The sequence below is a fragment of the Streptomyces sp. YKOK-I1 genome, assembly GCF_054660435.1.
The window spans coordinates 9,550,288-9,574,895 of the sequence record NZ_BAAGDR010000001.1; the positions used below are offsets into that span (position 1 = coordinate 9,550,288).

19 protein-coding genes are annotated in these 24,608 nt (G+C 74.7%); 17 read left to right on the forward strand and 2 right to left on the reverse strand.

The genetic code is table 11. The features are described from left to right. The first annotated feature begins 113 nt into the window (after positions 1–113). From ACYQ8Q_RS42505 to ACYQ8Q_RS42580, 16 genes are all read left to right on the forward strand, one after another. A complete protein-coding gene (locus tag ACYQ8Q_RS42505) occupies positions 114–1,364 on the forward strand; it encodes a tryptophan 2,3-dioxygenase (protein ID WP_460072486.1) in 1,251 nt (416 codons plus the stop codon). 40 nt (positions 1,365–1,404) lie between these two features. Further along, positions 1,405–2,688, forward strand: a complete 1,284-nt coding sequence (locus ACYQ8Q_RS42510; RefSeq protein ID WP_460072488.1) for a hypothetical protein — start codon at positions 1,405–1,407, stop codon at positions 2,686–2,688. 63 nt (positions 2,689–2,751) lie between these two features. Next, complete coding sequence (locus ACYQ8Q_RS42515) at positions 2,752–3,006, forward strand: phosphopantetheine-binding protein (protein WP_460072489.1); 255 nt, start codon at positions 2,752–2,754, stop codon at positions 3,004–3,006. Then, the gene (locus ACYQ8Q_RS42520; RefSeq protein WP_460072491.1) at positions 3,003–7,439 is read left to right on the forward strand and encodes an amino acid adenylation domain-containing protein; all 4,437 of its coding nucleotides are present in this window, start codon (positions 3,003–3,005) and stop codon (positions 7,437–7,439) included. Before ACYQ8Q_RS42515 ends, ACYQ8Q_RS42520 begins: the two co-directional genes overlap by 4 nt. A 6-nt stretch (positions 7,440–7,445) precedes the next feature. Further along, positions 7,446–8,975: a CurL C-terminal domain-containing protein gene (locus ACYQ8Q_RS42525; RefSeq protein ID WP_460072493.1), complete on the forward strand. Its 1,530-nt coding sequence runs from the start codon at positions 7,446–7,448 to the stop codon at positions 8,973–8,975. Continuing rightward, positions 8,972–10,036, forward strand: a complete 1,065-nt coding sequence (locus ACYQ8Q_RS42530) for a methyltransferase (RefSeq protein ID WP_460072495.1) — start codon at positions 8,972–8,974, stop codon at positions 10,034–10,036. Before ACYQ8Q_RS42525 ends, ACYQ8Q_RS42530 begins: the two co-directional genes overlap by 4 nt. Next, entirely contained in the window at positions 10,033–11,334 is a 1,302-nt protein-coding gene (locus tag ACYQ8Q_RS42535) for an MFS transporter (protein WP_460072496.1), read from the forward strand. Before ACYQ8Q_RS42530 ends, ACYQ8Q_RS42535 begins: the two co-directional genes overlap by 4 nt. A 14-nt stretch (positions 11,335–11,348) precedes the next feature. Further along, entirely contained in the window at positions 11,349–12,074 is a 726-nt protein-coding gene (locus ACYQ8Q_RS42540) for a GNAT family N-acetyltransferase (protein ID WP_460072499.1), read from the forward strand. Positions 12,075–12,085: 11 nt separating this feature from the next. Then, entirely contained in the window at positions 12,086–13,378 is a 1,293-nt protein-coding gene (locus ACYQ8Q_RS42545; protein ID WP_460072501.1) for an ATP-grasp domain-containing protein, read from the forward strand. Between the two features lie 34 nt (positions 13,379–13,412). Beyond that, positions 13,413–13,817, forward strand: coding sequence for a cupin domain-containing protein (locus tag ACYQ8Q_RS42550; RefSeq protein ID WP_460072503.1), 405 nt, complete (start codon positions 13,413–13,415; stop codon positions 13,815–13,817). Next, on the forward strand, positions 13,814–14,887 hold the full coding sequence (locus ACYQ8Q_RS42555; protein ID WP_460072504.1) for a pyridoxal phosphate-dependent aminotransferase: 1,074 nt from the start codon (positions 13,814–13,816) through the stop codon (positions 14,885–14,887). Before ACYQ8Q_RS42550 ends, ACYQ8Q_RS42555 begins: the two co-directional genes overlap by 4 nt. Positions 14,888–14,994: 107 nt before the next feature. Further along, on the forward strand, positions 14,995–16,398 hold the full coding sequence (locus tag ACYQ8Q_RS42560; protein WP_460072506.1) for a KamA family radical SAM protein: 1,404 nt from the start codon (positions 14,995–14,997) through the stop codon (positions 16,396–16,398). Next, positions 16,395–19,070 carry a lysine 5,6-aminomutase subunit alpha gene (gene kamD, locus ACYQ8Q_RS42565; protein ID WP_460072507.1) on the forward strand — a complete coding sequence of 892 codons (2,676 nt, stop codon included), beginning with the start codon at positions 16,395–16,397 and terminating at the stop codon, positions 19,068–19,070. Before ACYQ8Q_RS42560 ends, kamD begins: the two co-directional genes overlap by 4 nt. Beyond that, on the forward strand, positions 19,067–19,855 hold the full coding sequence (kamE, locus tag ACYQ8Q_RS42570) for a lysine 5,6-aminomutase subunit beta (RefSeq protein ID WP_460072509.1): 789 nt from the start codon (positions 19,067–19,069) through the stop codon (positions 19,853–19,855). The genes kamD and kamE overlap by 4 nt, the downstream gene beginning before the upstream one ends. Further along, positions 19,852–21,372, forward strand: a complete 1,521-nt coding sequence (locus tag ACYQ8Q_RS42575; protein ID WP_460072511.1) for an amino acid adenylation domain-containing protein — start codon at positions 19,852–19,854, stop codon at positions 21,370–21,372. Before kamE ends, ACYQ8Q_RS42575 begins: the two co-directional genes overlap by 4 nt. After that, positions 21,362–22,480, forward strand: coding sequence for an LLM class flavin-dependent oxidoreductase (locus tag ACYQ8Q_RS42580; protein WP_460073734.1), 1,119 nt, complete (start codon positions 21,362–21,364; stop codon positions 22,478–22,480). The genes ACYQ8Q_RS42575 and ACYQ8Q_RS42580 overlap by 11 nt, the downstream gene beginning before the upstream one ends. 90 nt (positions 22,481–22,570) lie before the next feature. On the opposite strand, the gene ACYQ8Q_RS42585 is transcribed toward ACYQ8Q_RS42580, so the two are convergent. Further along, positions 22,571–22,789, reverse strand: coding sequence for a response regulator transcription factor (locus tag ACYQ8Q_RS42585; RefSeq protein ID WP_359002510.1), 219 nt, complete (start codon positions 22,787–22,789; stop codon positions 22,571–22,573). A 253-nt stretch (positions 22,790–23,042) separates the two neighbouring features. Beyond that, positions 23,043–23,291: a hypothetical protein gene (locus ACYQ8Q_RS42590; protein WP_460072513.1), complete on the reverse strand. Its 249-nt coding sequence runs from the start codon at positions 23,289–23,291 to the stop codon at positions 23,043–23,045. 211 nt (positions 23,292–23,502) lie between these two features. Here ACYQ8Q_RS42590 and ACYQ8Q_RS42595 point away from each other — a divergent pair, with 211 nt between their 5' ends. Beyond that, complete coding sequence (locus tag ACYQ8Q_RS42595; RefSeq protein WP_460072514.1) at positions 23,503–24,483, forward strand: helix-turn-helix transcriptional regulator; 981 nt, start codon at positions 23,503–23,505, stop codon at positions 24,481–24,483. Positions 24,484–24,608 lie beyond the last annotated feature (125 nt).

Below are 24,608 nucleotides of genomic sequence, written 5' to 3' on the forward strand. Positions count from 1 at the left end.
CCGGATATCGGTGACTTTATGGCCCGTGGCGGAAGACGGAGGATCTCGTCCAGAAAGACTCGTCCCGAGTAAAGGACACCTCTTCCATGGGCTCTCGAAATTCCCCTTCCCGTGTGCAGAATGCATACGACGTCGTCGAGGAACTGCGCGCCTGGACGGTGTCCGGGATTCCCGCGGAGTTCCCCTACACCCCGCTGCTCACCCATCTGCGCTCGGTCGGCAAGCACTTCCTCGACCCCGCGCTCCTGCGCCTGCTGGACGGGATACGAGGTGCGCTCCCCGCCTCCGAGGGCCCCGACGGACCCTCCTTCCTGCACCGGTTCCTCGACGTCGTCCTCGACAAGCACGACGACCGCTACGACTACGCCAGCTACACCGCCCTGTCCCTGCTGACCCGGCCCGCCCCGGCCGACCGGCGCGCGGCGCTCCGCTCACGCGACGAGGTGCTGCTGCTCCTGCTCGCCGACCTCCTGCGCTTCGAGCGACGGTCGGCGACGGACACCCCGGACGCGCCGCTCGGGATGCCCCCCTCGCCCGAACTGGTCGCCAAGCGCGCCCGGTTGGCCGTACGGGTGATGGAACCCGCCGCCCTGCGCACGCTGCCGCCGGGCCCGGCCGTCGACCCCGCGGCCGTCGCCGCGGTCCCCGGCCGCACCCCCGCCGGCCCGCTCGCGGCGGAGATCCTGCGCACCGCCGGTCCCGAGGAGGCACGGGTACTGGCGGCCAGCGCGCAGCCGGTCTACGTCCTCCACGACGAGTACCTGTTCCTGCGCACCCTCCAGTCGTTCGAGACGACGTTCACGTTCATGTCGTCCGCCCTGGCCGCGGCGGTACGGCGGCTCGACGGCGACCGGCCCCGGGAGGCCGCCGCACTCGTCGGCGCCGTCGCCGACATCCTCAAGGAGTCCCTGCCGCTGTTCTCGCTGCTGGCGACCATGCGGCCGGAGGCCTTCCAGACGTTCCGGGTGTTCACCGAGGGCGCGAGCGCCATCCAGTCCGCCGGCTACAAGACCTTCGAGTCCCTGTGCTCCACACCCAGCCGCGCCCGGCTCGCCTCCTCCGCCTACACCTCCGTGCCGCAGGTGCACGCCTGGGTGACGGACGGACAGGCCACCGTCGAGGACACCTGGCACGGGCTGATCTCCGCGCACCGGCTGGACCCCGCGGACGACGCGGCGCTCCGCGCGGTGGCCGACCGGCTGGAATCGGTCCACCAGCGGTGGAAGCAGACCCATTACCGCCTGGCCGTACGGATGATCGGCGAGCGTTCCGGCACCGGATACACCCAGGGCGTGCCCTATCTCGCGGCGGTCCTCGACAACCGGCTGTTCCCGGCCCGGGACCGGCACGGCGCCCTCGTCTGAACCGGCCCCCACGCACACCCGCCCGGAGGCGTTCACAGCGATGAGCAGACCAGCACAGCCCGGCAGGCCCGGAGCGGCCCGCCGGACCATGAACCCCGCGGAGAGCAACCGCCTCTTCGTGTACGAGTACGACCGGGGCAGCAACTACGAGGAGGACACCCGGCTCACCGCCGCGCTGTCGGCGCTGCTGCCCGAGGACGAACTGGTCCACCCGGACCAGCGGCTGTTCCAGACGGTCCATCTGATCACCGAGTACGCGTGGTGCGAGATGCACTACGAGATGCGGCGCGCGGCCCGGGGGCTGGGCGGGCGCGACTACCTGCTCGCCGCCCAGCTGCTGGAGCGCGCGGCCGCGACGGGGGACGTCGCGGTCCGGGCCCTGTGCGTGCTGCTGGACTTCCTCCCGCAGGAGAGCCTGCTGCGGATGCGCGAGACGTTCCCGGAGAACACCACCGGTCTCGACTCGCCCGGCGCCCGCAATCTGCGCCGTGCGGCCGCCGCGCTGTGGCAGGAGACGGAGGCCGCCCTCGCCCGTGAGGGGATCGGCATGCGGGACGTCGTCAGGGCGCAGGGCCGCGCCGCGTCCCCGGCCCGCGAGGACCGGGCCCCCGACCTCGCCCTCGTACGGCAGGCGCTGCTCAGGCTCGACGGGGCGGTCGCCGCGTGGAAGCACCACCATCTGCGGCTGGTGTGGTCCCAACTCGGCGGCCACCCCGAAACGGCCCCCGCCCGACCCGCCACCCCCACTGCCGCGCCGACTTCCAGCCCCACCACCGCCTCGGCCGTTGGCTCCGCTGCCGCGCCGGGCGCCAGCCTTGCCGCCGCCCCGGCCGTTGGCTCCGCTGCCGCGCCGGGCGCCAGCCCTGCCGTCGGCTCGGCTCCCGGCTCTGCTGCCGTGCCGGGCGCCAGCCCTGCGGCTGGCTCGGCCGTCGGCTCCGCTGCCGTGCCGGGCGCCAGCCCTACTGCTGGCTCGGCTCCCGGCTCCGCTGCTGCCCCCAGCCCTGCCGCCGCCTCGGCCCTCGGCTCTGCTGCCGTGCCGGGCGTCAGCCCTGCCGCTGGCTCGGCCGTCGGCTCCATCGGTGGGCTTTGCACCGGCCTCTCCGCCGACCCGGTCGGCGGTCCATCCGATGGTCGTGCCGTCGACCCGGCTGTCGACCCCTCCCTCGGTCGGGGCGCCCGTGACGACCTGCCCAAGAGTTTGCGCGGTCAGTCCACCGCGGGCGTCCGTGCCATGGCCGAGCGGAGCCTCTTCCCGCGGCTGTGGGACTCCGTGGACGACACCTACCGGGCGCTGGTGCCCGACGAGCAGACCCCGCCCGCCTGAGCGGACGAGCGCCGATCCCCCGCGGGACACGGCCGGGACGAGAAACGGAAGGACATGACTGCCGTGACGGCGACCGAATCCGAGACACGCGGCACCGGCGAGCTCACCGCCCTGGTGCGCCAGGCCTGGGCCGATGCGCTCGGGCACGACGAATTCACCGACGAGGACCACTTCTTCCAGGTCGGCGGCCACTCCCTGGGCGCCCTGCACGTGGTCAGGGACCTGGGCGCGGAACTGGACCGGAGGATCCCCGTACGCACCTTCTTCCGCAACCCCACGGTGCGCGGGCTGGCCGAGACGCTGGCGGCCGACGCATGAGCGGCCGCACGGCCGGGCTGCCGGTCTCGGCCGCCCAGACGGAGATCTGGCTCGCCGACCGCAGCGAGCCGGAGTCGGGCCGCTACAACGTACCGCTGGCCCTGGAGTTCCTCGGCGACCTCGACGTGAGCGCCCTGCGGTCGGCCCTCGCCGGCCTGCTCGTCCGACGGCCCGAGCTGGCCGGCCGCTTCGACACCGACGACGGGGAACTCCGGTTCCACCCGGAGCCGACGGCACCGCTTCCCCTGAGCGTCGTACGGCAATCCGGCTCGTGCCGCTCCGAAGCCGCGCGGGAGGAGGCGGTCCGGGCGGCGCAGCGCCCCCTGGACCTCACCGGCGCGCCCCTGCTGCGGGCCGAGGCACTGCTCCACGACGACGGCGCCCTGCTCGTTCTGACGGTGCATCACATCGTCGCCGACGGACGTACCTTGGACGTCCTCGCGGACGACGTGCTCGCCGCCTACCGTGCCCACGCGGCCGGCACCGGCACCGGCACCGGCACCGCGGCCGGCGTAGCGGCCACGGCAGCCGTGGCGTCCGGTCCCGCCGAGCACACACCGCCCGCCCACTGGCGTGACCTCCTCGCCGACGACCCCGTCACCCTCGGCCCGCTGCCCGACCTGGTCCGGTCCGAGCAGCGGCTGCGGGGCACGGCCGGCTGGGTCAAGCGCACCCTGTCCCCGGCGCGCCTCACCGCCGTACGGGAGGCCGCGGTCCGTCACTCCGTCTCCCCGGCTGTCGTGCTGCTGGCCGCCTGGAGCCTGCTGCTGCACGCCTGGTCCGGCGAGGCGGACGGTGTCCTGGGCATGCCCTTCGCGGGCCGTGACGCGCCGGGCGCCGAGGACGCGGTGGGCCTGTTCACCCGGGTGCTCCCGGTCCGCAGCCGCATGGCCGCCGACGACGAGTTCGCCACGTACGCACAGCGGTTGGGCGAACAGGTCCTGGACTCCATGGAGGCGCTCGCCACCGAAGGCCCCCCGCCCCCGGCGACGACTCCGCCGTACCGCGCGGTGTTCCTGCACCAGCCGCACACCGGCGGCACCCGGGAAGTGCCCGGCGCCACCGTACGGGTGGTGCACCTGGACACCGCCTCGGCCAAGTACGACCTCGCCCTGGCCGCGCTGGAGCACCCCGACCGACTGGAACTGCGCATCGACTACGACGCCGGCCTGTACACCGAGACCTCCGCCGCGTTGATGGCCGGTCAGCTCGACCGGCTGCTGTCGGCCGCCGGGCGCCCGGGCGCCCGCTGCGGGGAACTGCTCGCCGCGCTCGCCGGATCACCGGAAGGCGACGCCCGGGTCCCGGACACCGAGGACGGCGCCCCGCGCACCGGGGTGCCCGAACTGGTCCTGCGGGAGGCCCACCGCGCGCCCGACGCCGTCGCCGTCGTGCACGGCGAGGACACCCTCACCTACCGTGCCCTCACCGAGAACGCGGCCCGCGCCGCGCACTGGCTCCGCTCCGAGGCCGGCGTCCGGGAGGGGGACCTCGTCGCGCTGCTGCTGCGGCCCGGTACGCACACCATCACCGCGATGCTGGCCGTCGCCCTGGCAGGAGCCGCCTACCTGCCGCTCGACCCCGACCACCCCGACGCCCGGCTGCGGCTGGTCCTGGACGACGCCCGCCCCCGGCTGCTCATCGCCGAGACCGCGGACACGGCAGCGGCGCCGGACGGTCCGCCCGTCCGCACCCCGCAGGACATCGCCCGCGCGGCCGCCGCCCTGCCCGCCACGCCGCCCGCCGTCGACATCCGGCCGGAGAGCGTGTTCAACGTCCTCTACACCTCGGGTTCCACCGGCCGTCCCAAGGGTGTCCTGCTGCACCACGGCGGCGTGGCGCGGCTGATGCACCGGCCCGACTTCCTGCCGCTCGGACCCGACGACACCGTCTCCCACCTCTCCCCGCTGAACTTCGACGGCGCGACCTACGAGATCTGGGGCGCCCTCACGCACGGCGCCCGGCTGGCCGTCCTCGACAAGGAACTCGTCCTCGACCCGCCCGCCCTGCGCACCGCCCTGCGCGACCTGGGCGTGACGACCCTGCTGGTCACCACCCCGCTGCTCAACCGCCTGATCGAGGACGCGCCCGACCTCCTCCAGACCCTGCGCCGGGTGTACTTCGGCGGCGAACTGGTCTCCGTGCCGCATCTGCGCAAGGCGCTGCGCTGGGCCCGCCCCGGCACCCTGCTGCACAGCTACGGCCCCACCGAGAACTCCTTCACCTCCACCTGGCACCCCGTCGAGGAGGTGCCCGAGGCCGCCCGCACCCTGTCCATCGGCTCCCCGGTCCCCGGCACCCGCGCCCACGTCGTCTTCGAGGACACCCTCGTCCCCGCACCGCCGTACATGCCCGGCGAACTCGTCCTCGGCGGCAGCGGCGTCGCCCTCGGCTACCTCGGCGACCCCGCCCGCACCGCCGAGCGGTTCTGGGCCGACCCGTTCGGCGAAGAGCCGGGCGCCCGGCTCTACCGCACCGGCGACCGGGTGCGGTGGACCGCCGACGGCAGGCTGGAGTTCATCGGGCGGGCCGACAACCAGATCAAGATCCGCAGCCAGCGGGTCGAGCTGGGCGAGGTCGAGTCCGCGCTGCGCGCCCACCCCGACGTCACCGCGGCCTTCGTCACCAGCCGCCGCAACGCGCGGGACGAGAAGGAGATCGTCGGCTACGCGGTGCTCGCCCGCCCGGGCGCCCGGCCGGAGGTCCTGAGTCACCTGCGGGCGAGCCTGCCCGGGTACGCCGTCCCCTCCCACCTGATCGTCCTCGACGCGCTCCCGCTCACCCCCAACGGCAAGATCGACCGCCGCCGGCTGCCCGGCCCCGAGGACACCCCGGCGCCGGCCCGGCCCGAGCCCCGCGCCGGCGGCGCCCCCGCGCCGGGCCCCGGCGACACCGTCCACGCCGCATGGCGGGAGGTGCTGGGCGAGCGGGAGTTCGGCCCCGACGACAACTTCTTCGACGTCGGCGGGCACTCGCTCCTCCTGGTCCGGCTCCAGGCGGCACTGCGCCGCACCACCGGGACCCGGCCCTCCATCGCCGATCTGCTGCGCCACACCACCGTCCGGTCGCAGACCCGGCTGCTCGGCGGCGAGGGAAGCGACAGCGCACGCCCGGCCGCCCCCCGCCGCACCGGCTTCGCCGTGCCGAGCGGGGCGGACGAGGACGCCATCGCCGTCATCGGCATGGGCGCGCGGTTCGCCGGCGCCGCCGACCTGGCCGCCTTCTGGGACAACCTGCGGACCGGACGGGACTGCTTCACCGAGGGGCCCGGACCGCTCCTCACCGAACTGCCCGACGGGCAGCGGCGGGTGGCGCGCTGGGGCATGGCCGCCGAGGGCGCACGCTACGACGCCGACCTCCTCGGCTTCGGCGAGGACGACCTGCGCCACGGCGACCCCCAGCAGGGGCTGCTGCACGAGGTCCTGTGGTCGGCCGTGGAGGACGCCTCCCTGCGGCTGTCCGACATCGCCTCCCGCACCAGCCTCTACGCCGGCTGCCCCAAGGTCCTCGACACCGACCCCGAGGCCCGGGTGGACGACGTCGTCAACGCCGACCCCACCTTCGTCGCCTCCCGCTTCGCCTATCTGCACGACCTGTGGGGCGAGGCCCTGCTGCTCGACACCGCCTGCTCCACCGGTCTGTACGCGGTCCACCTCGCCTGCCGCAGCCTGCTCACCGGCAGCAGCGACTACGCCCTCGCCGGCGCGGTCTCCCTCGACCCGGCCTCCGACGGCAGCTACCGCTACCGTCCGGGGTTCCTCTACGCCGACGACGGCATGTGCCGACCCTTCGACCGGCGCGCCTCCGGGACCGTGGGCGGCTTCGGCGCCGGAGCGGTGCTGCTGCGCCGCCTCGCCGACGCCGAGCGCGACGGGGATCCGGTGTACGCGGTGATCCGGGGGAGCGCGGTCAACAACGACGGCAGGGCACGCATCGGCTACTCGGCCCCCGGGGTCGAGGGCCAGTCGCGGGTCATCCGGGACGCCCTGACGGCCGCCGGGGTCAGCGGCGCCGACATCGGGTTCGTCGAGGCCCACGGCACCGGGACCCGGCTCGGCGACGCCATCGAGATCACGGCCCTGGCCGACGCCCTGGGCCAGCCGGGCCCGCCGGTCGCCGTCGGCTCGGTGAAGGCCTCGATCGGGCACTGCAACACCGCCGCCGGTATCGCCGGATTCATCAAGGCGGTGCTCGCCGTCCACCACGGCCACCTGCCCGCCACCCCCAACGTCACCGAGCCCATCGACGAACTCGCCCCGGACGGACGGCTGTCCCTGCTGAGCGAGGGCCGCGCCTGGACCGGACCGGCCGACCGGCCGCGCACCGCCGGTGTCAGCGCCTTCGGGGTGGGCGGCACCAACGCCCACGTGGTGGTGCAGCAGCACCGGGCCGCGTCGGCGGCGGCCTTCCTCCCGCAACCGGAAAGGGTGTGACCCACGGTGAACCTTCCCCCGACCCCGACAGAACCCCTCCGTGTGCTGGCCCTGTCCGCCCGGGACCCCGAGTCCCTGGCCGAGGCGCGCCGCCGGCTGGCCGCATGGCTGGAGAGCACACCGGACGCCGACCTCGACGACGTGGCCCTGACCCTGTGGACCGGCCGGGAACGCTTCCCGTGCCGGGACGCCGTCACCGCGGCCTCCGTGGCCGAGGCCGTCGCCGCCCTCCCCACGAACGCCACCACGTCCCCCTCGCCCGTGCGGGCCCCGGGTGACGGACCCGTCCTGCTGCTCGACGGCACCGCGCCGGCCCCGATACCCGTCCTGCCCGAGGTGGCCGACGCCCTGCGGCTCGCCCGGGAACACGCCGACTGCGCGGACGCCCGTACGGTCGCCGCCCTCCACGGCCTGGTGAGCTGGCTGCGCGCCCGCGGCGTCACCCCGCGCGCGGTGCTCGGAACGGGCCCAGGCGCCCTCGCCGCCGCCGCGGCACGCGGCGACCTCCCCCTGGCCGACGCACTCCTCGCCGCGGCGACGGACACCCCGACCACCGACGACCACCTCCCGAAGGAGAACCACACCGGCACCCCGGCCGTCGGGACCGGCACCCCGGCCGTCGGGACCGGCACCTCGGCCGCCCAGATCGGCACCCCGGTCGTCGGGACCGGCACCTCGGCCGTCCAGATCGGCACGCCGGTCGTCCGCATCGGCCCACCCAGCCCGGACTCGGCCTACATGCTCGCTTCCGACCCGCTGGATGCGCTGGCCTTGGACCGGGCGGATGCGCTCGCTCTCGCCCCTGCCGACGGCGTGTCTGCCGCATCCGACCCGGGCGTCACCGGCGCGCTCGCCCTTGACCCGGTCGACAGTGCTTCGCCCGCGCGGCTGATCGCCGCGCTCTGGCGGCAGGGCTACGACGTCGACACCTCGCTCGGTCGCCCCGGGCGCAGGGTCCGGCTGCCCGGGTATCCGTTCCGGCGCCGTGAACCCGGCGGACCGGCCCCGGCCGACGCGTCGGTGACGCGCGCGCTCACGCCGTACGAGCAGCGCTGGCTCTTCTACGACCTGGTCCGGCACGGCTCCTCCGGGGACCACAACGCGGCCGTCGCGGCCGTCGTCCCCGGACCGCCCCCGGCACCGGACGCCCTGAGCGCCGCCTTCCGCGAACTCCAGCGCCGGCACCCGGCCCTGCGCACCGTCTTCGGGGAGCCGGGCGGACGCTGGCGGGCCCGCACCCTGCCCACCCCGCAGGCCCGGCCGGCCCACCTCGCCCCCGACCCGGACGGCGGGCCGGAAGCCCTGCGGGTGGCGGTCCTCGACGAGGCACGACAGCCGCTGCGGCTGCGCGACTCGCCCCTGGTGCGCTGCTGTCTGCGCGCCGGGCCAGCCCACTGGGCGCTGGCGCTCGCCGTCTACGAACCCCTCACCGCCGCCCTCGACCTCCGGCGGCTCCTCGGCGAACTCCTCGGCCTGGCCCAGGCCGACGCCGCGCCGCGACCCTCCTTCGCCCGACACGGAACGGAATCACGATGACGCTCCTCCACACCCCGCCGCACACGCTGCCCGCCGACTGGTACGGCGCCGCTCCCGCCCCCATCGGCGTCGACCAGGCCTTCAACGGCTATGTCGCCGCCACCGTCGTGCACACCCTCGACCGGCTCGGCGTCTGGGACCGGCTGGCCGCCGAACCCCGTCTGGACATCGCCGACTTCGTGCGATCCGGCGGGCCCGCCGTCCGTGACCGTGTCGTCCGCGAGGTGCTGCGCGCCGCCGCCGTCTGCGGCTGGCTGCGGCTGGAGGACGGCGGCGACACGGCCGTCCTCACCGACGCCGGACGCGAGACGCTCAGGATGCGCGGCTACTTCACCTGGGCCGTCGGCGGCTACAGCGACCTCTTCTCCGGCGCCGCCCGACTGGCCACCGGCGAGGCCACCTTCGGCGAGACCCTGCTGCGTGACGAGGCGATGGTCGCCCTCGGGTCCGGCCAGAACGACCGCTCCTTCATGTCCACCACCCTCGACGAGGTCCTGGACGGCATCGACTTCCGCACCCTCGCCGACCTCGGCAGCGGTATCTCCGCCCGGGTCAGCCGGGTCGTCGGCGCCCGCCCCGGCACCCGCGGCCTCGGCCTGGACATCAGCGGCCCCGCCACCGAACTCGGCCACCGCACCATCGCCGAGGCCGGTCTGGAGGGCCGGGTCCGGGCCATCCGCGCCGACGTGCTCGACGTGTGCCACCGCGAGGCCCACCGCGACGCCATCGCCGAGGTGGACACCGTGATGAGCTTCTTCCTGCTGCACGACCTGCTCGCCGACCCGGAGACCCGCCCCCACCTGTTCACCCGGCTGCGCGAGGCGTTCCCGGCCGCCCGGACCTTCGTCCTCGCCGACACCATGCTCCGCCCCGACGCCGAGGGCTCCGCCACCCTGCCGGTGTTCTCCCTCGGCTACGAACTCGCCCACGCGCTCATGGGCGTACCGCTGCACACCAAGGAGACGTACGAGGACCTGTTCACGGCCGCCGGTCTGCACCCGGTCCGCACGGTCCCGTTCGGCACCCCGCACTCGTGGCTGTACGTCCTGGAGGCGCGGTGAGCGCCCACCCCCTCGCGGTCCTGCGGGAGTTCACCCCGCGCACCCGGGCCGTGCTGGCCGTCAACGCGGTCAACTCCTTCGGCGGCGGCCTGGTCCTGCCGTTCCTGTGGATCTACCTGGACCAGGTCCGGGGCCTCGCGTCCTGGATCCCCGCCGCCACCCTCGCCGTGCAGGCCGCCACCTCCGTCGTCGGCGGCCTCGCCTGGGGCGCGGTCCTGGACCGCCTCGCGCCCCGTACCGTCGTCGGCCTGGTGATGTGCGTCGCGGGCCTGGGCACCGGCCTGTACGCCTTCGTCACCTCGGCGCCCACCGCGCTCACCGCCGCCGTGGTGTACGGGCTCGGCATCAGCGGGGTGGGCACCGTCCTGCGCTATCTGTACGCCGGTGCCGCCACGGCCCGGGAGCGCGGGCTCGCCTTCTCCGCCGACTACGCCGTGTTCAACGCGATGACCGGGCTCGGCGTGCTGGTGGGCGGTCTGGTCGCCGCCTCCGGACCGGGGTCCCGCGCGGACCGTTTCGCGGCGCTCTACGTCGCCGACGGCCTCACCTTCCTGGCCGCCGGCGCCGCCCTCCTCCTGCTGCTCCCGCGCATCGGGCGCGACGCCGACGGCGAGCCGTCGGAGCGGGCGCCGGTCGGCTACCGCGAGGTGCTGGGACACCGGGCCCTCGCGGTCCTCCTCGGCACGGTCGCCCTGTGCTCGCTGGTGTCGTACGGGCAGCTCAGGTCGGGACTGCCCGGCTATCTCACGGCCGGCGGCGCGGTCGGCCCGGAGGGACTGTCCGGCACCTTCGCCGTGAACATCGTCGTCGCCGTCCTCACCCAGGTCGTCCTCGGCGAGCGGGTGCAGCGGGTGCGCCGCAGCACCGTGCTGTCCCTCACCGGCGTCCTGTGGGCGGCCGCCTGGTCCCTCGTCCTGGTCGCGGGACGCCAGCACGGCACCCCCGCCACCGTCACCGCCATGGCCGGAGTGCTGCTGCTGTCCGTGGGGGAGGCCCTGGTGTTCCCCGTGGTCACCGGGCTGCTCAACGACCTCGCCGACGAACATGCCCGGGGCCGGGTCAACGCCATGCTGTCCGTCGCCGTCTCCACCGGCTCGGTGGCCGGTCCGCTCCTTGCCGGAGCCACCCTGCCGCTCGCCGACGGCCTCCCGCTCGTCCTCGCCCTCGTCGCCGCCTGCGCCGCCGTGGCCCTCGTGGGACCGGCCCTGCGCCGCGCCCTGCCGGCCGCCGCCGACCTGCCCGACCCGGCACCGGAGACCGACGAGCCCGCCCCCGTCACCGCCGCCAGCGGCTCCTAGGAGAGGAACCCGTCATGCAGCACTGGCCGCTGAGCGGCATCACCGTGCGCACCCCGCTCGTCGAGCTGCGCTGCCCCACCCCGCAGGACCTCGACGCGCTCGCCGCGCTGGGCGCCGAGGGCGTGCACGCCCCCGGGTTCATGCCCTTCTTCTCCCAGTGGACCGACGGCGACCCGGCCACCGTCGCCCGCCGGGTCCTCCAGCGGCACTGGAAGGCCATGGCCGACTGGACTCCCGAGGACTGGACGCTCTACCTGGTCGTCGTGCACGACGGCGAGGTGGTCGGCTCCCAGTCCCTGGGCGCACGGGACTTCGCCGTGACCCGCGAGGTGCTCCTGACCTCCTGGCTGGGCCTGCGCCACCAGGGCCTCGGCCTCGGCGGCCACGCGCGCGCCGCCGTGCTCGAACTGGCCTTCGCCGGACTGGGAGCCCAGGACGCCTTCTCCGTCGTACGGCGCGAGAACACGGCCTCGCAGGCCGTGTGCCGCAAGTTCGGCTTCACCCACGACGGCACCCAGATCAACGCCGTCCGCGGACAGCGCGCCGTCAGCGACCGCTACCGGCTGCGCCGCGCGGACTGGGAGGCGGCCCGCGCCGTCCCCGCCGGGATCGGCGGACTGGAACCGGCGCTCGGCATGTTCGGAGCCCAACCGGCGACGGGCTCACCCGCGCCGACCGCGCTCGCCGCCACCCTTTCCGGCGTGCGGTACGCGCCGGACCCCGACCACGCCGACGCCTGAGGAAAACGGTCATGCCACGCCCCGTCATCGCCGTCGTCTACGACTTCGGCTCCGTCGCCCCCGCGGACGTCGTGGACCGTCTCGCACCGCTCGGCGACGTCGTCCTCGCCGTGTGCCGCTCGGCCCACACCGGGCAACTCGCCCCGCTGCTGGCCGACCTGGCGCCGGTGGTGCCGGTCGACGACGACCTCGAAGAGGCCGCCGCGCGCCTTGGGGAACACCGCCCCGACGCCCTGCTCACCTTCAGCGAGCGCCGGCTCGGGACGACCGCCGACCTGGCCGCGCGGCTCGGACTGCCGTACCACGACACCGCCACCGTACGACTCCTGACGGACAAGTACGCACAGCGGCTCAGGCTCCGCGAGCGGGGCGTGGACCCGGTGCGGACCCGGCTGCTGCGCACCCCGGACGACTGGGCGCCCGCGCTCGCCGCGGTGGGCCTGCCCGCCGTCCTGAAGCCGGCCCGCGGCGAGGGCAGCCGCAGCACCCACCTGGTGCGGGACGCCGACACCGGCGCCGCGCTCGCCGCCGACCTGCTGACCGGCCCGGACCGGGAGACGGCCCTCGTCCTGGAGGAGTATCTGGCAGGCGTCGACCGCACCCCGTTCGGTGACCACGTCTCCGTGGAGAGCGCGGTGGCGGACGGCCGGGTCACACACTGGGCGGTCACCGGCAAGTTCCCGCTCGCCCCGCCGTTCCGCGAGGTCGGCCACTACTGGCCGGCGCCGCTCGCCGACGCCGAACGGACGGCGGTGCTCGACCTGGCGGGCCGCGCGGTCGAGGCGCTCGGCCTGCGCACCGGCATCACCCACACCGAGATCAAACTGACCGCCCAGGGGCCCCGGTTGATCGAGGTCAACGGCAGGCTGGGCGGCTTCCAGAGCGGTCTGGGCCGCCTGGCGGGCGGGCTGGACCCGGTGGCACTGGCGGGGCAACTCGCCCTGGGCGGAGCCGCCCCCGCGACCTGGGCGCCCCAGGAACGGGTGGTGTACGCCCGTGCGGTGCCCACCCCCGCCGAGGGCGGAACGCTCACCGGCGTGCACGGGGTCGCCGACGCGCTCGCCCTGCCCGGCCTCGACGGCTACGAGACCCGGGTGCGGCCCGGCACCCGCGTACAACCCGGCGTCGGAACAGGTGAGTTGGCCGTGCTCTGGGGCACGGCCGACGACCACGCCGCGATGGTCGCCGTACTCGACCGGGCCCTCGACGCCCTCACCTACACCTTCGCCGACGGCCGCACCCTGCGCGCCCGCGACCTGGCCGCTCCGGCCCCGTCCGCCCCGGCCGTCCCGCTCGCCCGATGAACGCTCCCTCCCCCGACCGACGAAAGGCCTCCGCATGACCACCGAGACGCCGACTCCCGCCTCCCGTCGGGCGGTTGCCGAGATCCGCACGGACATCCCGCAGTTCCTGCCGGTGGCCGGACACCACGAACCGGCGCCCTTCTACCTCACCGCCGACATGTTCGGCGGCGTCCCCGTCGAACTGGCCGGCGGCCCCATCGACCACCTGGTCGGCAGACCGGTCGCCGATCCGCACCGGCACGAGGTCGACGAGATCTACTTCCTGGTCTCGCCCCACCCCGGCGGCGCCCGTATCGAGGTCCTCGTCGACGGCGACCGGCACGAGCTGACCTCGCCCGCCCTGCTGCGCGTCCCCGCCGGGGCCGAGCACCGCTTCCTCACCCTGGAGGCGGAGCCCGGCAGTTACTGCTTCGGCCTGCTCCTCGGCGGTGCGCGGTGACCGCCCCCGCCGTCCCGCGCACCCGGGCCGGGGCGCCCGTCCGCCTCCACCTCAGCGAGAGCCCGTACGGCCCGAGCCCGCACGCCCTGCGCGCCGCCCACGCGGCCGTCGACGACACCGGGACCTACCCCGACCCCGCCCGCACCGCCCCCGCACAGGCCATCGCCGAGCTCCTGGGCGTCCGGCCGGACCGGATCGCCGTCGCCAACGGCAGTGACGAACTGGTCCTGCTCACCGCGCTGTGCCTGGGCGATCCGCAACGCCCCGGCGTCACCACCGCGGGCACCTTCCCCGGCTACCGGATCTGCCTGGAGAACGTCCGCCGCGGCTGCCGCGAGGTCCCCATGAACGACCTCGACGCCCTCGCCGACGCCTTCGACGAGGCGGGTGTGGTGTACGTGTGCAACCCGCACAACCCGACCGGGGGCGCCCTCGACCGCGCCGCGTTCGACCTGCTGGCCGAGCGGGCGGCCGCCACCGGCACGCCCCTGGTGGTGGACGAGGCCTATCTGGACTTCGCCCCGCCCGGCACCCCCCAGGTCCTCGACCACCTCGGCACCGGCGCCCCGGTGCTGGCCCTGCGCACCTTCTCCAAGGCGCACGGACTGGCCGGGCTGCGCATCGGCTACGCCGTGGGCAGCGCCGACCTCGTGGCCCGGCTGCGGGAGACGCAGGGCAGCATGCCGTTCAGCGTCAACCGGGCCGCCCAGGCCGCCGCCGTGGCCGCGCTCGCCGACCGCGGCCACCTGGAGCGGGTACGGCAGGACAACGCCGCGGCCCGTGAACGGTTCCGGGCCGAGCTGGCCGCCCGGGGACGCCGGGCACTGCCGTCGGTGACCAACTTCCTCGCCGTACCGGTGCCCGACTCCGCACGGGCCGAACGGCTGCTGGAACGCGACCACGGCATCCTCGTCCGCGACGCCGGCCGCTTCGGCCTCGACGGGCATCTGCGCGTCTCCGTCGGCGCGCCCGCCGACCTCGCCCGCCTCCTCGACGCCCTCGACGTCGTCGCCCCGGTCGCCCCCGGCGCTCTCGTCGACGGGCCGCCCGTCCACCCCGGCACCGGCTGACCGGGCCTCCACCCGGACCCGATCCACCGGCGGCGCACGGCCCCGGCCGTCCGCCCCGCTCCACGACCCCACCCGCCGCCCACGGCCGGGAGAAACCGAGGCACCCCGTGAGAACCGCACCCCCGCCGGCCGCGCCCCCCACCCGGGAGACGGCCGGCGCGCTCGCCCAGCCGTACGGCTACCGACGACACGAGGCCGTCGAGCCCGACTGGCGGCGCTTCCCGGCCTGGCGGCACGTCACCCCCGCCGAGTGGCGCGATCCGCAATGGCAGCGCGCCCACTGCGTCAAGGGCGTACGGCAGTTGCGCGAGGTGGCCGGGACCGGTCTCGACGACGCGTTCTACGAGGACCTCGAGGCCGACCAGAAGCAGTTCGCGACCATGCCGATCCTGCTCACTCCGCACGTCCTCAACACCATCGGCCCCCTGTCCGTCCCGGACACCACCGCCTGGTACGCCGACCCCGTCCGCCGCTACATGCTGCCCGTCGCCAGCGACCGCCACCCCCGCTGGCCCAGTCACCCGCTCGCCTCCCGGGACTCCCTGCACGAGGCCGAGATGTGGGTCGTCGAGGGCCTCACCCACCGCTATCCGACCAAGGTGCTCGCCGAACTCGTCACCACCTGCCCGCAGTACTGCGGCCACTGCACCCGCATGGACCTGGTCGGCACCTCCACCCCGCAGATCGACAAATACCGGTTCGTGCTGCGCCCGGCGGACCGCCTCGACCGGATGATCGCCTATCTGCGCGCCACCCCGACCGTGCGGGACGTCGTCGTCTCCGGCGGCGATGTCGCCAACGTGCCCTGGCCCAGGCTGCGTTCCTTCGTCGACCGGCTCCTGGACTTGGACAGCGTCCGGGACATCCGGCTCGCCAGCAAGGGCCTCGTCGGGCTGCCCCAGCACTGGCTCGCCCCGGACGTCCTCGACGGGATGGCCCAGCTCGCCGCCAAGGCGTCCGCGCGCGGCGTCGGCCTCGCGCTGCACACCCACGCCAACACCGCCCAGCAGGTCACCCCGCTGGTCGCCGAGGCCTCCCGCGCGCTGCTCGCCGCCGGCCTGCGCGACGTACGCAACCAGGGCGTCCTGCTGCACGGCGTCAACCACACACCCGAGGCCCTGCTCGACCTGTGCTTCGCCCTGCTCGACAGCGCCCAGATCATGCCGTACTACTTCTACCTCTGCGACATCGTGCCCGGCGCCGAGCACTGGCGGCTGCCGCTGGCCGAGGCCCAGCGCCTCCAGCACGCCGTCATGGGCTATCTGCCCGGCTTCGCCACCCCCCGGCTGGTCTGCGACGTGCCCTACGTCGGCAAGCGCTGGGTGCACCAGGCCGACGCCTACGACCGTGAACTGGGCGTCTCCGACTGGTCGAAGAACTATCTGACCTCCGTCGAGCACGACGACCCCGAGGCGCTGCGCCGCACCCACCACTACTACGACCCCCTGCACACCCTGCCCCCCGCCGGACAGGCGCACTGGGCCCGGTGGCGGTCGGAGGAGGCCCGGTGAACGCCGGTGCAGGGAAGCAGAGTTCGCCGCTGGGACTGCACCGGGTGCTCGCCCCCGCCGGGGTGCTGCCGCAGGCCGCCGACCGGCTCGACCCCGACTCCCCGCTGCGCGAGGACGAGCTGCGCATCGACGTGGAGTACCTCAACCTCGACGCCGCGTCCTACCGGCAGCTCCACGAGGAGCACGGCGGGGACGGGGACGCGATACGGGACGCGGTGTGCCGGATCGTGCGCGAGCGCGGCAAGATGCACAACCCGGTCACCGGCTCCGGCGGCATGCTGATCGGCACGGTCGCCGAGGCCGGGCCACGCACCCCGCTCGGGCTCAAGGCCGGCGACCGGGTGGCGAGCCTGGTCTCCCTCACCCTGACCCCGCTGACCCTGACCGACGGGCTGCGGGACTGGGACGGGCTGGGGGAGCGCGTCCCGGCCCGCGGGCACGCCGTCCTCTTCGGTCGGTCGGTCGCCGCGGCCCTGCCCGCCGACCTGCCCGACGAGCTGTCCCTCGCGGTCCTCGACGTGTGCGGCGCGCCCGCGCTGACGGCCCGTACCGTCGCCGAGTACACCGCCCGCTTTGGCACCGCGCCCTCGGTGGCCGTGCTCGGCGCGGCCGGCAAGTCGGGCAGCCTGGCGCTGGCGGCCGCCCGCCGCGCGGGTGCCGGACGGCTGGTGGGCGTCGTGCCCGACCACGCCGAGGAGGCCGCGCTCACCGCGTCCGGGCTGGCCGGCACGGTCCTGCGGGCCGACGCCCGCGACGCGGTCGCGCTGAGCGAGCGGCTCGACGGCTGCGGCGGACCCGTCGACATCACCGTGGTCTGCACCGACGTACCCGGCTGCGAGCACGCGGCGGTCCTGGCGACCCGCGACGGCGGCACCGTCGTCTTCTTCTCCATGGCCACCTCCTTCCCCGCGGCCGCGCTCGGCGCCGAGGGGCTGCGCGCCGACGTCACCCTCCTCATCGGCAACGGCTACCAGCCCGGTCACGCCGAACAGGCCCTGGACCTGGTGCGCACCGAGCCGGGGGTGCGGGAGCTGTTCGAGCGCCGCCGCGCACCGGCCCGCGCCGCCGCCCGGCCGCGTGCCACCAGCACCGGCAAGCTCGGCCTCGACCCCCACCTGGTGCGCCGCGCCCGGGAGTTGGCCGTACGCGCGGGGCGGCCGGTGGTGGACCTGGCGCGCTCCCACACCACCGTGGCCGTCGAGCGGGCCGCGCTGCGGCTGGCCGGGCTCTCCGGCGCCGACGCCGAGGGCATCCCCTGGGCCAACCGGCTGGTGGACGCCGTACGCGACCAGGTCGGCCTGGAACACGGGGTGGCGCTGCCGGTCTGGCACGCGCTGCGCACCGGACCGAGCCGCGACCTCACCGACCTCGCCGCCCGCGCCACCGCCCGGGACGTCTCCTTCCGGCTCCCCGAGGGCGCCGCCGCCGAGCACGCCGTGCGCGACGCCCGCCGCGCGATGGCCGGGGGCCTCGCGGTCATCGACGGCCGACGGCGCGAACGCGAGCGTCTGATCGGGGAGTGGGGCGAGCCGCGCGGACCGCTCGTCTACCTGATCGTGGCCACCGGCGACATCCACGAGGACGTCCGCCAGGCCGTCGCCGCGGCCCGCGGCGGGGCCGACGTCATCGCCGTCATCCGCTCCACCGGCCAGTCGCTGCTCGACTACGTCCCCCACGGCGCCACCCGCGAGGGCTACGCCGGCACCTACGCCACCCAGGAGAACTTCCGCCTGATGCGCGCCGCCCTCGACGAGGTGTCGGCGGGGCTCGGCCGCTACGTCCGCCTGACCAACTACGCCTCCGGGCTGTGCATGCCGGAGATCGCCGTCCTGGCCGGACTGGAACGGCTCGACATGATGCTCAACGACTCGATGTACGGCATCCTCTTCCGCGACATCAACCCGCTGCGCACCTTCGTCGACCAGCGGTTCTCGCGCCAGCTGCACGCCCGCGCCGGCATCGTCATCAACACGGGCGAGGACAACTACCTCACCACCGCCGACGCGATGCAGGCCGCCCACACGGTCACCGCCAGCCAGCTGCTGAACGAGTACTTCGGCAAGGAGGCCGGACTCACCGACGCCCAGCTCGGCCTCGGACACGCCTTCGAGATCGATCCCGACCTGCCCGACTCCTTCCGGATGGAGCTGGCCCACGCCCTGCTCGCCCGCGAACTGTTCCCCGACGCCCCGCTCAAGTGGATGCCGCCGACCCGCCACATGACCGGCGACGTCTTCCGCGGCTATCTGCTCAACGGCTTCTTCAACCTGGCCGGGGCGCTGACCCGGCAGAACATCCTGCTCGTCGGCATGATGACCGAGGCCGTCGTCACCCCCTTCCTCTCCGACCGCGACCTCGCGCTCCAGAACGTCCGCTACGTCATGGACGCCGCAGGCGCCCTGGAGGAGGACTTCCGGCCCGCCCCCGGCGGAGTCATCGCCCGCCGCGCCGACACGGTGCTGCGCGAGGCCGTCGGCCTGCTCGAGGAGCTGGACGGGCGCGGCCTGCTGGACGCCATCGCCGCGGGCACCTTCGGCGGGATGCGCCGGCCCGCCGACGGCGGCCGGGGCCGGGACGGGGTGGCCGAACGCGCCCCCGGCTACCGCAACCCCGCCATCGAACTGCTGGAGGGGTCCCCGGACCCCGGCCCGGAAGGAGAAGACCGGCCATGAACACCCCCGCAGGGCCGCCGCCCGCGGTCCGTCCCTACGGCGACACCACCGACGACGGCATGGTGCAGCTGTCGTTCACCCTCCCCCTGCCGCACGGCCCCCTCGCCGAGGCGGCCGCCCTCCGACTGGCCCGCCTCATGGGCATGGAACGCCCGCTGCTCGTCCACGCCCGGCCGGTGGGGGAGGAGTTCGCCTTCTTCGTCGTCTACGGCGCGGTCGTGCACCGGGTGGACCTGGACACCGTGGACGTCGTGGAACGGGAGTACCCGCTGCTGTCCGCCCAGGAGGTCGACGAGCACCTCCACGAGGGCCTGGGCCGCGCACTCGTCGTGGTCGGCGCGTGCATCGGCACGGACGCCCACACCGTCGGCATCGACGCCATCCTCAACATCAAGGGCTTCGCCGGGCAGAAGGGCCTCGAGTACTACCACTCCATGCGGGTGGTCAACCTCGGCGCCCAGGTCGCGGTGACCGACCTGGTGCGGCGGGCGGTGAGCGAGCGCGCCGACGCCGTCCTGGTCTCCCAGGCCGTCACCCAGCGCGACGCGCATCTGACCAATGTGCGCGAACTCAGCGCGGAACTCGACGCGGCGTTCACCGGGCGCCGCCGGCCCCTGCTCGTGGTGGGCGGACCGCGCTTCGACCCGGCCATGGCCGCCGAACTGGGCGCCGACCGGGTCTTCGGACGCGGGACCACCCCCGACGACGTGGCCAGCTACCTCGCCCACGCCCTGGCCGGCCGGCGGACCGCCGCTGCCGCCGCTGACGACAGGAGCGCCGTATGAGCTCCCCGCAGCCGCCCGCCGCGGACCGCCTCGACGCCCGGTTCCGCGCGGTCGCCGCCCGCGAGCCGGACCGTACGGCCGTCACCGACGCCTCGGGCCCGGTCACCTACCGCGAGCTCGCCGAACTGGCCGACGCCGTCACCCGCGCCCTGCACGGCCGGGTCGCCCCCGGTCAACCGGTCGCCCTGCGCGCCGGGCGGACCCGGTACGCGCTCGCCGGACTCCTGGGCATCCTGGGCGCCGGAGCCTCGTATCTGCCGGTCGACCCCGGGTATCCGCAGGAGCGGCAACGTTATCTGCTCGACGACTCGGGAACCCGCCTGGTCCTCACCGACGGGCCCCCGGCGCCGGGGGAGGGCGTGCTCGCCGAACCGGGACCGCTGGTCCTCGCCTCGCGCCCCGCCGGACCCGCCGCCCCCGTCCTCCCGCCGGACACCGCCTACACGATCTACACCTCCGGCTCGACGGGCGCGCCCAAGGGCTGTGTCGTCGGGCACGCCCAGGTGCTTGCGCTGCTGGACGCCGCGATCCCGCTGTTCGGCGTCGGCGCCGACGACGTGTGGACGCTGTTCCACTCCTGGAGCTTCGACTTCAGCGTCTGGGAGATCTGGGGCGCCCTGCTGTACGGCGGCCGGGCGGTGGTCGTCGACAGGGAGACCGCCGCCGACCCCGACGCCTTCGCCGCCCTGCTGGCGTCCGAAGAGGTCACCGTCCTCAACCAGGTGCCCTCCGCCTTCGGCAACCTCGTCACCGAGGCGGCCGCCGGCGGGGTGCGACTGCCGGCCCTGCGCCATGTCGTCCTGGGCGGGGAGGCCCTCGTGCCCGACGACATCCGCCGCTGGTGGGACGCGGGCACGGCACCCGGCGCGACCGTCACCAACATGTACGGCATCACGGAGACCACCGTGCACGTCACCCACTGCACGCTCACCCCGGAGGTGCTGCGCGAGGCCGGTCCCGGACGGACCCCGATCGGCCGCCCGTTGAGCCACCTGACCGTGGAACTACGCGACGAAAAAGGCGAGTTGGTGGCACCCGGGCAGCCCGGTGAGCTGTGGGTCGGCGGGGCGGGCGTCAGCCACGGCTACCTCGGCCGCCCCGCCCTCACCGCCGAACGGTTCCCCGGGGGCCGCTACCGCAGCGGTGACTGGGCCGTCGCCGACGCCGACGGCCGGCTGTCCTACGCGGGCCGGATGGACTGCCAGGTCAAGCTGCGCGGGTTCCGCATCGAACTCGGCGAGATAGACGCGGAGTTGCGCGCCCTGCCCGGTGTCGACGGCGCCGCCTGCCTCGTCGACGACAGCGGTCGTACGCCGGTGCTCGCGGCCTACCTGGTCGCCGACCGTGACGTACTGCCACCACACCTGGTGCGCGAGCGGCTCGCCGGGCGCCTTCCCGCGCACCTGCTCCCGCAGCGGCTGCACTATCTCGACCGGCTGCCGCTCACCCCGCACGGCAAGCTGGACCGCGCGGCCCTGACCCACGCACAGCGAGGCGGTGACCACCGTGCCGGTTGAGTTCATCGGGATGATCGGGACCAAGGACTCCGAGGGCGGCCCGGGCGGGCCCGCCGTCGACCCGGAGTTCACCCGGCGGTTCGCCCGGGTGCACGAGGAGGCCGGGTTCGACCGGGTCCTGATCGGCCACAGCTCCAGCTCTCCCGACGGCGCCCAGGTCGCCGCCTACGTGGCCGCGCACACCGAGCGCCTCGGGCTGCTGCTGGCCCACCGGCCGGGCATTCTCGCCCCCACCGCCGCCGCGCGGTCCTTCGCCACCCTCGACCACCTCAGTGGCGGGCGGCTCGCCGTCCATGTCATCTCCGGCGGGAACGACGCCGAACAGCGCCGCGACGGCGACCATCTGGCCAAGGACGACCGCTACGCCCGGACCGACGAGTTCCTCGACGTGGTCAAGCGGGCCTGGAGCGAACCGGAGGGGTTCGGGCACGAGGGCCGCTTCTACCGGTTCGACGACTTCCGCTCCGAGGTACGCCCGCTGCAACACCCCCGGATCCCGCTGTACTTCGGGGGGTCCTCGGCCGCCGCCCACCGGGTCGGCGGCAAGCACGCCGACGTGTTCGCGCTCTGGGGCGAGCCGCTGGCCCAGGCCGCCGAGCAGATCGCGGCCGTACGGGCCGCCGCGCACGCGGCCGGACGCACCGCGCCGCCCCGGATCAGCGTGTCGTTCCGGCCGATCCTGGGCCGGACCGAGGAGGAGGCGTGGGAGCGGGCGCACGGGATCCTCGACGCCATCCGGCGGCGCGGCACGGCGGGTTCCTTCTTCGACCGGACCCGCCCGCCGCTGCCCCTCGGACCCTCGGCGCGCCCCGAGAACACCGGCTCGCGGCGGCTGCTGGAGGCCGCGGCGCGCGGCGAACGCCACGACCGGGCCCTGTGGACCGCGCCCGCGGCGGCCACCGGGGCGGCCGGCAACTCCACCGCGCTGGTGGGGACCCCGGAGACGGTGGCCCTGGCCCTGCTGGACTACCTGGACGTCGGCGTGACGACGTTCCTGCTGCGCGGCTACCAACCCCTGCGGGACGCCGCGGAGTTCGGCCGGACGCTGCTGCCGCTGGTACGGCAGGAGGCCGAGCGGCGCGAGCGGGCCGGGGCGGCCGTCGGCTGAGCGGCTCACGCCCCGAGGGGCACGGCACGACGGCGGAGGGCGCCGGCGGGATCGTCCGCCGGCGCCCTCCGCCGTCCTGGGGAAGCAGCGCTACGCCTGGGCCAGGCCGAGGTCGAGGCGCCGGGAGACCTGGAGTGCCAGCACCATCAGATGCGCCCGGTTGCTGACTCCCGCCTTTCCCCGGATTCTGCGCAGATAGGTGTCCACGGTGTGCGGACTGAGATTCATTCTGCGCGCGATGGAGGAATACGTGTGGCCCTCGGCGAGATAGCCGAGTACTTCGAGCTCACGGTCGCTGAGTTGCTTCACGATTTCGACGGTGAACGGACTCACGGATGTGCCTTTCTTGGTGAAGACGAGGGCCTCGCGGCCGGGCCTTCGCCGGCTCGACGGTCAGGACTGCCGGGCGTGTCGCGCGCGCCGCCGCGCCGGACTCCGGCGGGGCGGGTTATGGTGCGCCGTGATCGGGGGACGACACGGTGGGGGTGCGAGCCGAGTGGTGACCTTCTGCCCGATCCCGTCACGCCGTTCCCGGGGCTCGTCGAGCCGTGTGCGGACCGGCTCAGCTGCCCGAGCTGCCCCAGCCGCTGTCCCCGTCGGTGACGATGCCGGCCGCTTCGGTGATCACGTCGCCCGCGTACCGACCGCCCCAGCCGCTGTCGTCGTCGGTCTCCGCCGTGCCGGCGAGCACGGAATGCGTGACCGTTCCGGGCACGGGCGCCGACAGGGTGTGGGTCGCTCCCATAAGCGTGCCGAATGCGAGGCACGCGAGGACGGACGCTGCGGCGGCGGTGGCACGGAAGGATTTCATCTGGGGCACTCCTGGTTCTGAATTCTTGAACGGAACCGGTAGTTCCGTGTATTCGATCTCCGGTGCCTCAAGACTTCCGTCCCGACGGGGTCATGGCCAGCGATCGAGGTGCTCACCAAGCTGCCCCGCAGCAAAACGAACAGGGGATGTAATGGTTATACCTGAACAGAACCGGGCAATCGACCCGCCTGTACGGCTCAGTGACAGGGAGGTGGCCCTCTACCGATGGGTGGCGGCGAACGGACGCATGGACCCGGAGCGCGCCGGCCGTGAACTCGGCCTCGGCTGCGAGGAGGCGGAGGCCGCCGTCGTCTCGCTGACCGGACTCGGCCTGCTCAAAGCCGACTTAGACGACCCGGCGCGGCTGCGCCCGGTCGACCCGGACCTCGTGGCCGCCGTGGTGACCATCTCCATGGAGTCCGCGATCCGCACCCAGCAGACCGAACTGCACCGCATCCGCGACCAGTTCGCCGATCTGCGCGGCCACTACCGGGACAGCCTCAGCCGCGGGTCCGTCGATCTGGAGGTGATCCCGGGGGTGGAGGAGGTACGCGCCGCCCTGAACCGGGCCGCCGAGGAGTGCGCCGAGGAGATGCTCACCAGCCAGCCCGGCGGGAACCGGGTGCCGGCCGTCCTCCAGGAGGCACTGGCCCGCGACACCGCGATGCTCTCCCGCGGGGTGCGGATGCGCACGCTCTACCATCACACCGCACGCTTCAACGGACCCAGCCAGGCCTATGTCGCCACCGTGTCCGCCCTCGGCGCCGAATACCGCACCGCGCACGAGCTGTTCGGCCGGCTGATCGTCTTCGACCGCAAGGTCGCCTTCATCCCCGAACGCGGCGGCACCTGGGGCGCGGTGGTGATCCGGGAACCCTCGGTCGTCCACTACCTGTGCGAGGTGTTCGAGCAGGCGTGGACACAGGCCGCGCCGTTCTCCGACGCCGCCGCCGACGGCCTGGAACTCGTCGCCAAGGACATCCACCGGACGATCGTGCGGCTGCTCGCGGCCGGCCTCAAGGACGAGAGCATCGCCCGCCGGATCGGCATGTCCCTGCGCACCGCGAGAAAGCACATCGCGGACATCATGGAGACCCTCGGCGCCGAGAGCCGCTTCCAGGCGGGGGTCCTCGCGGCACAGCAGGGCCTCCTCGACGACACCCCGGAGGCCGCCGACGGTTCGGTACCGTGATCCCGGGACTCCCGCAACTCCCTCCATGTGCAGCAGAGTTCCTGCAAACCGCAGGTGCGGGCCGGGGCCCCGGCACCGCTCGCCCTGCGGTCATGTGGCGGAACAACAGGAGACCTGCCCTTCCC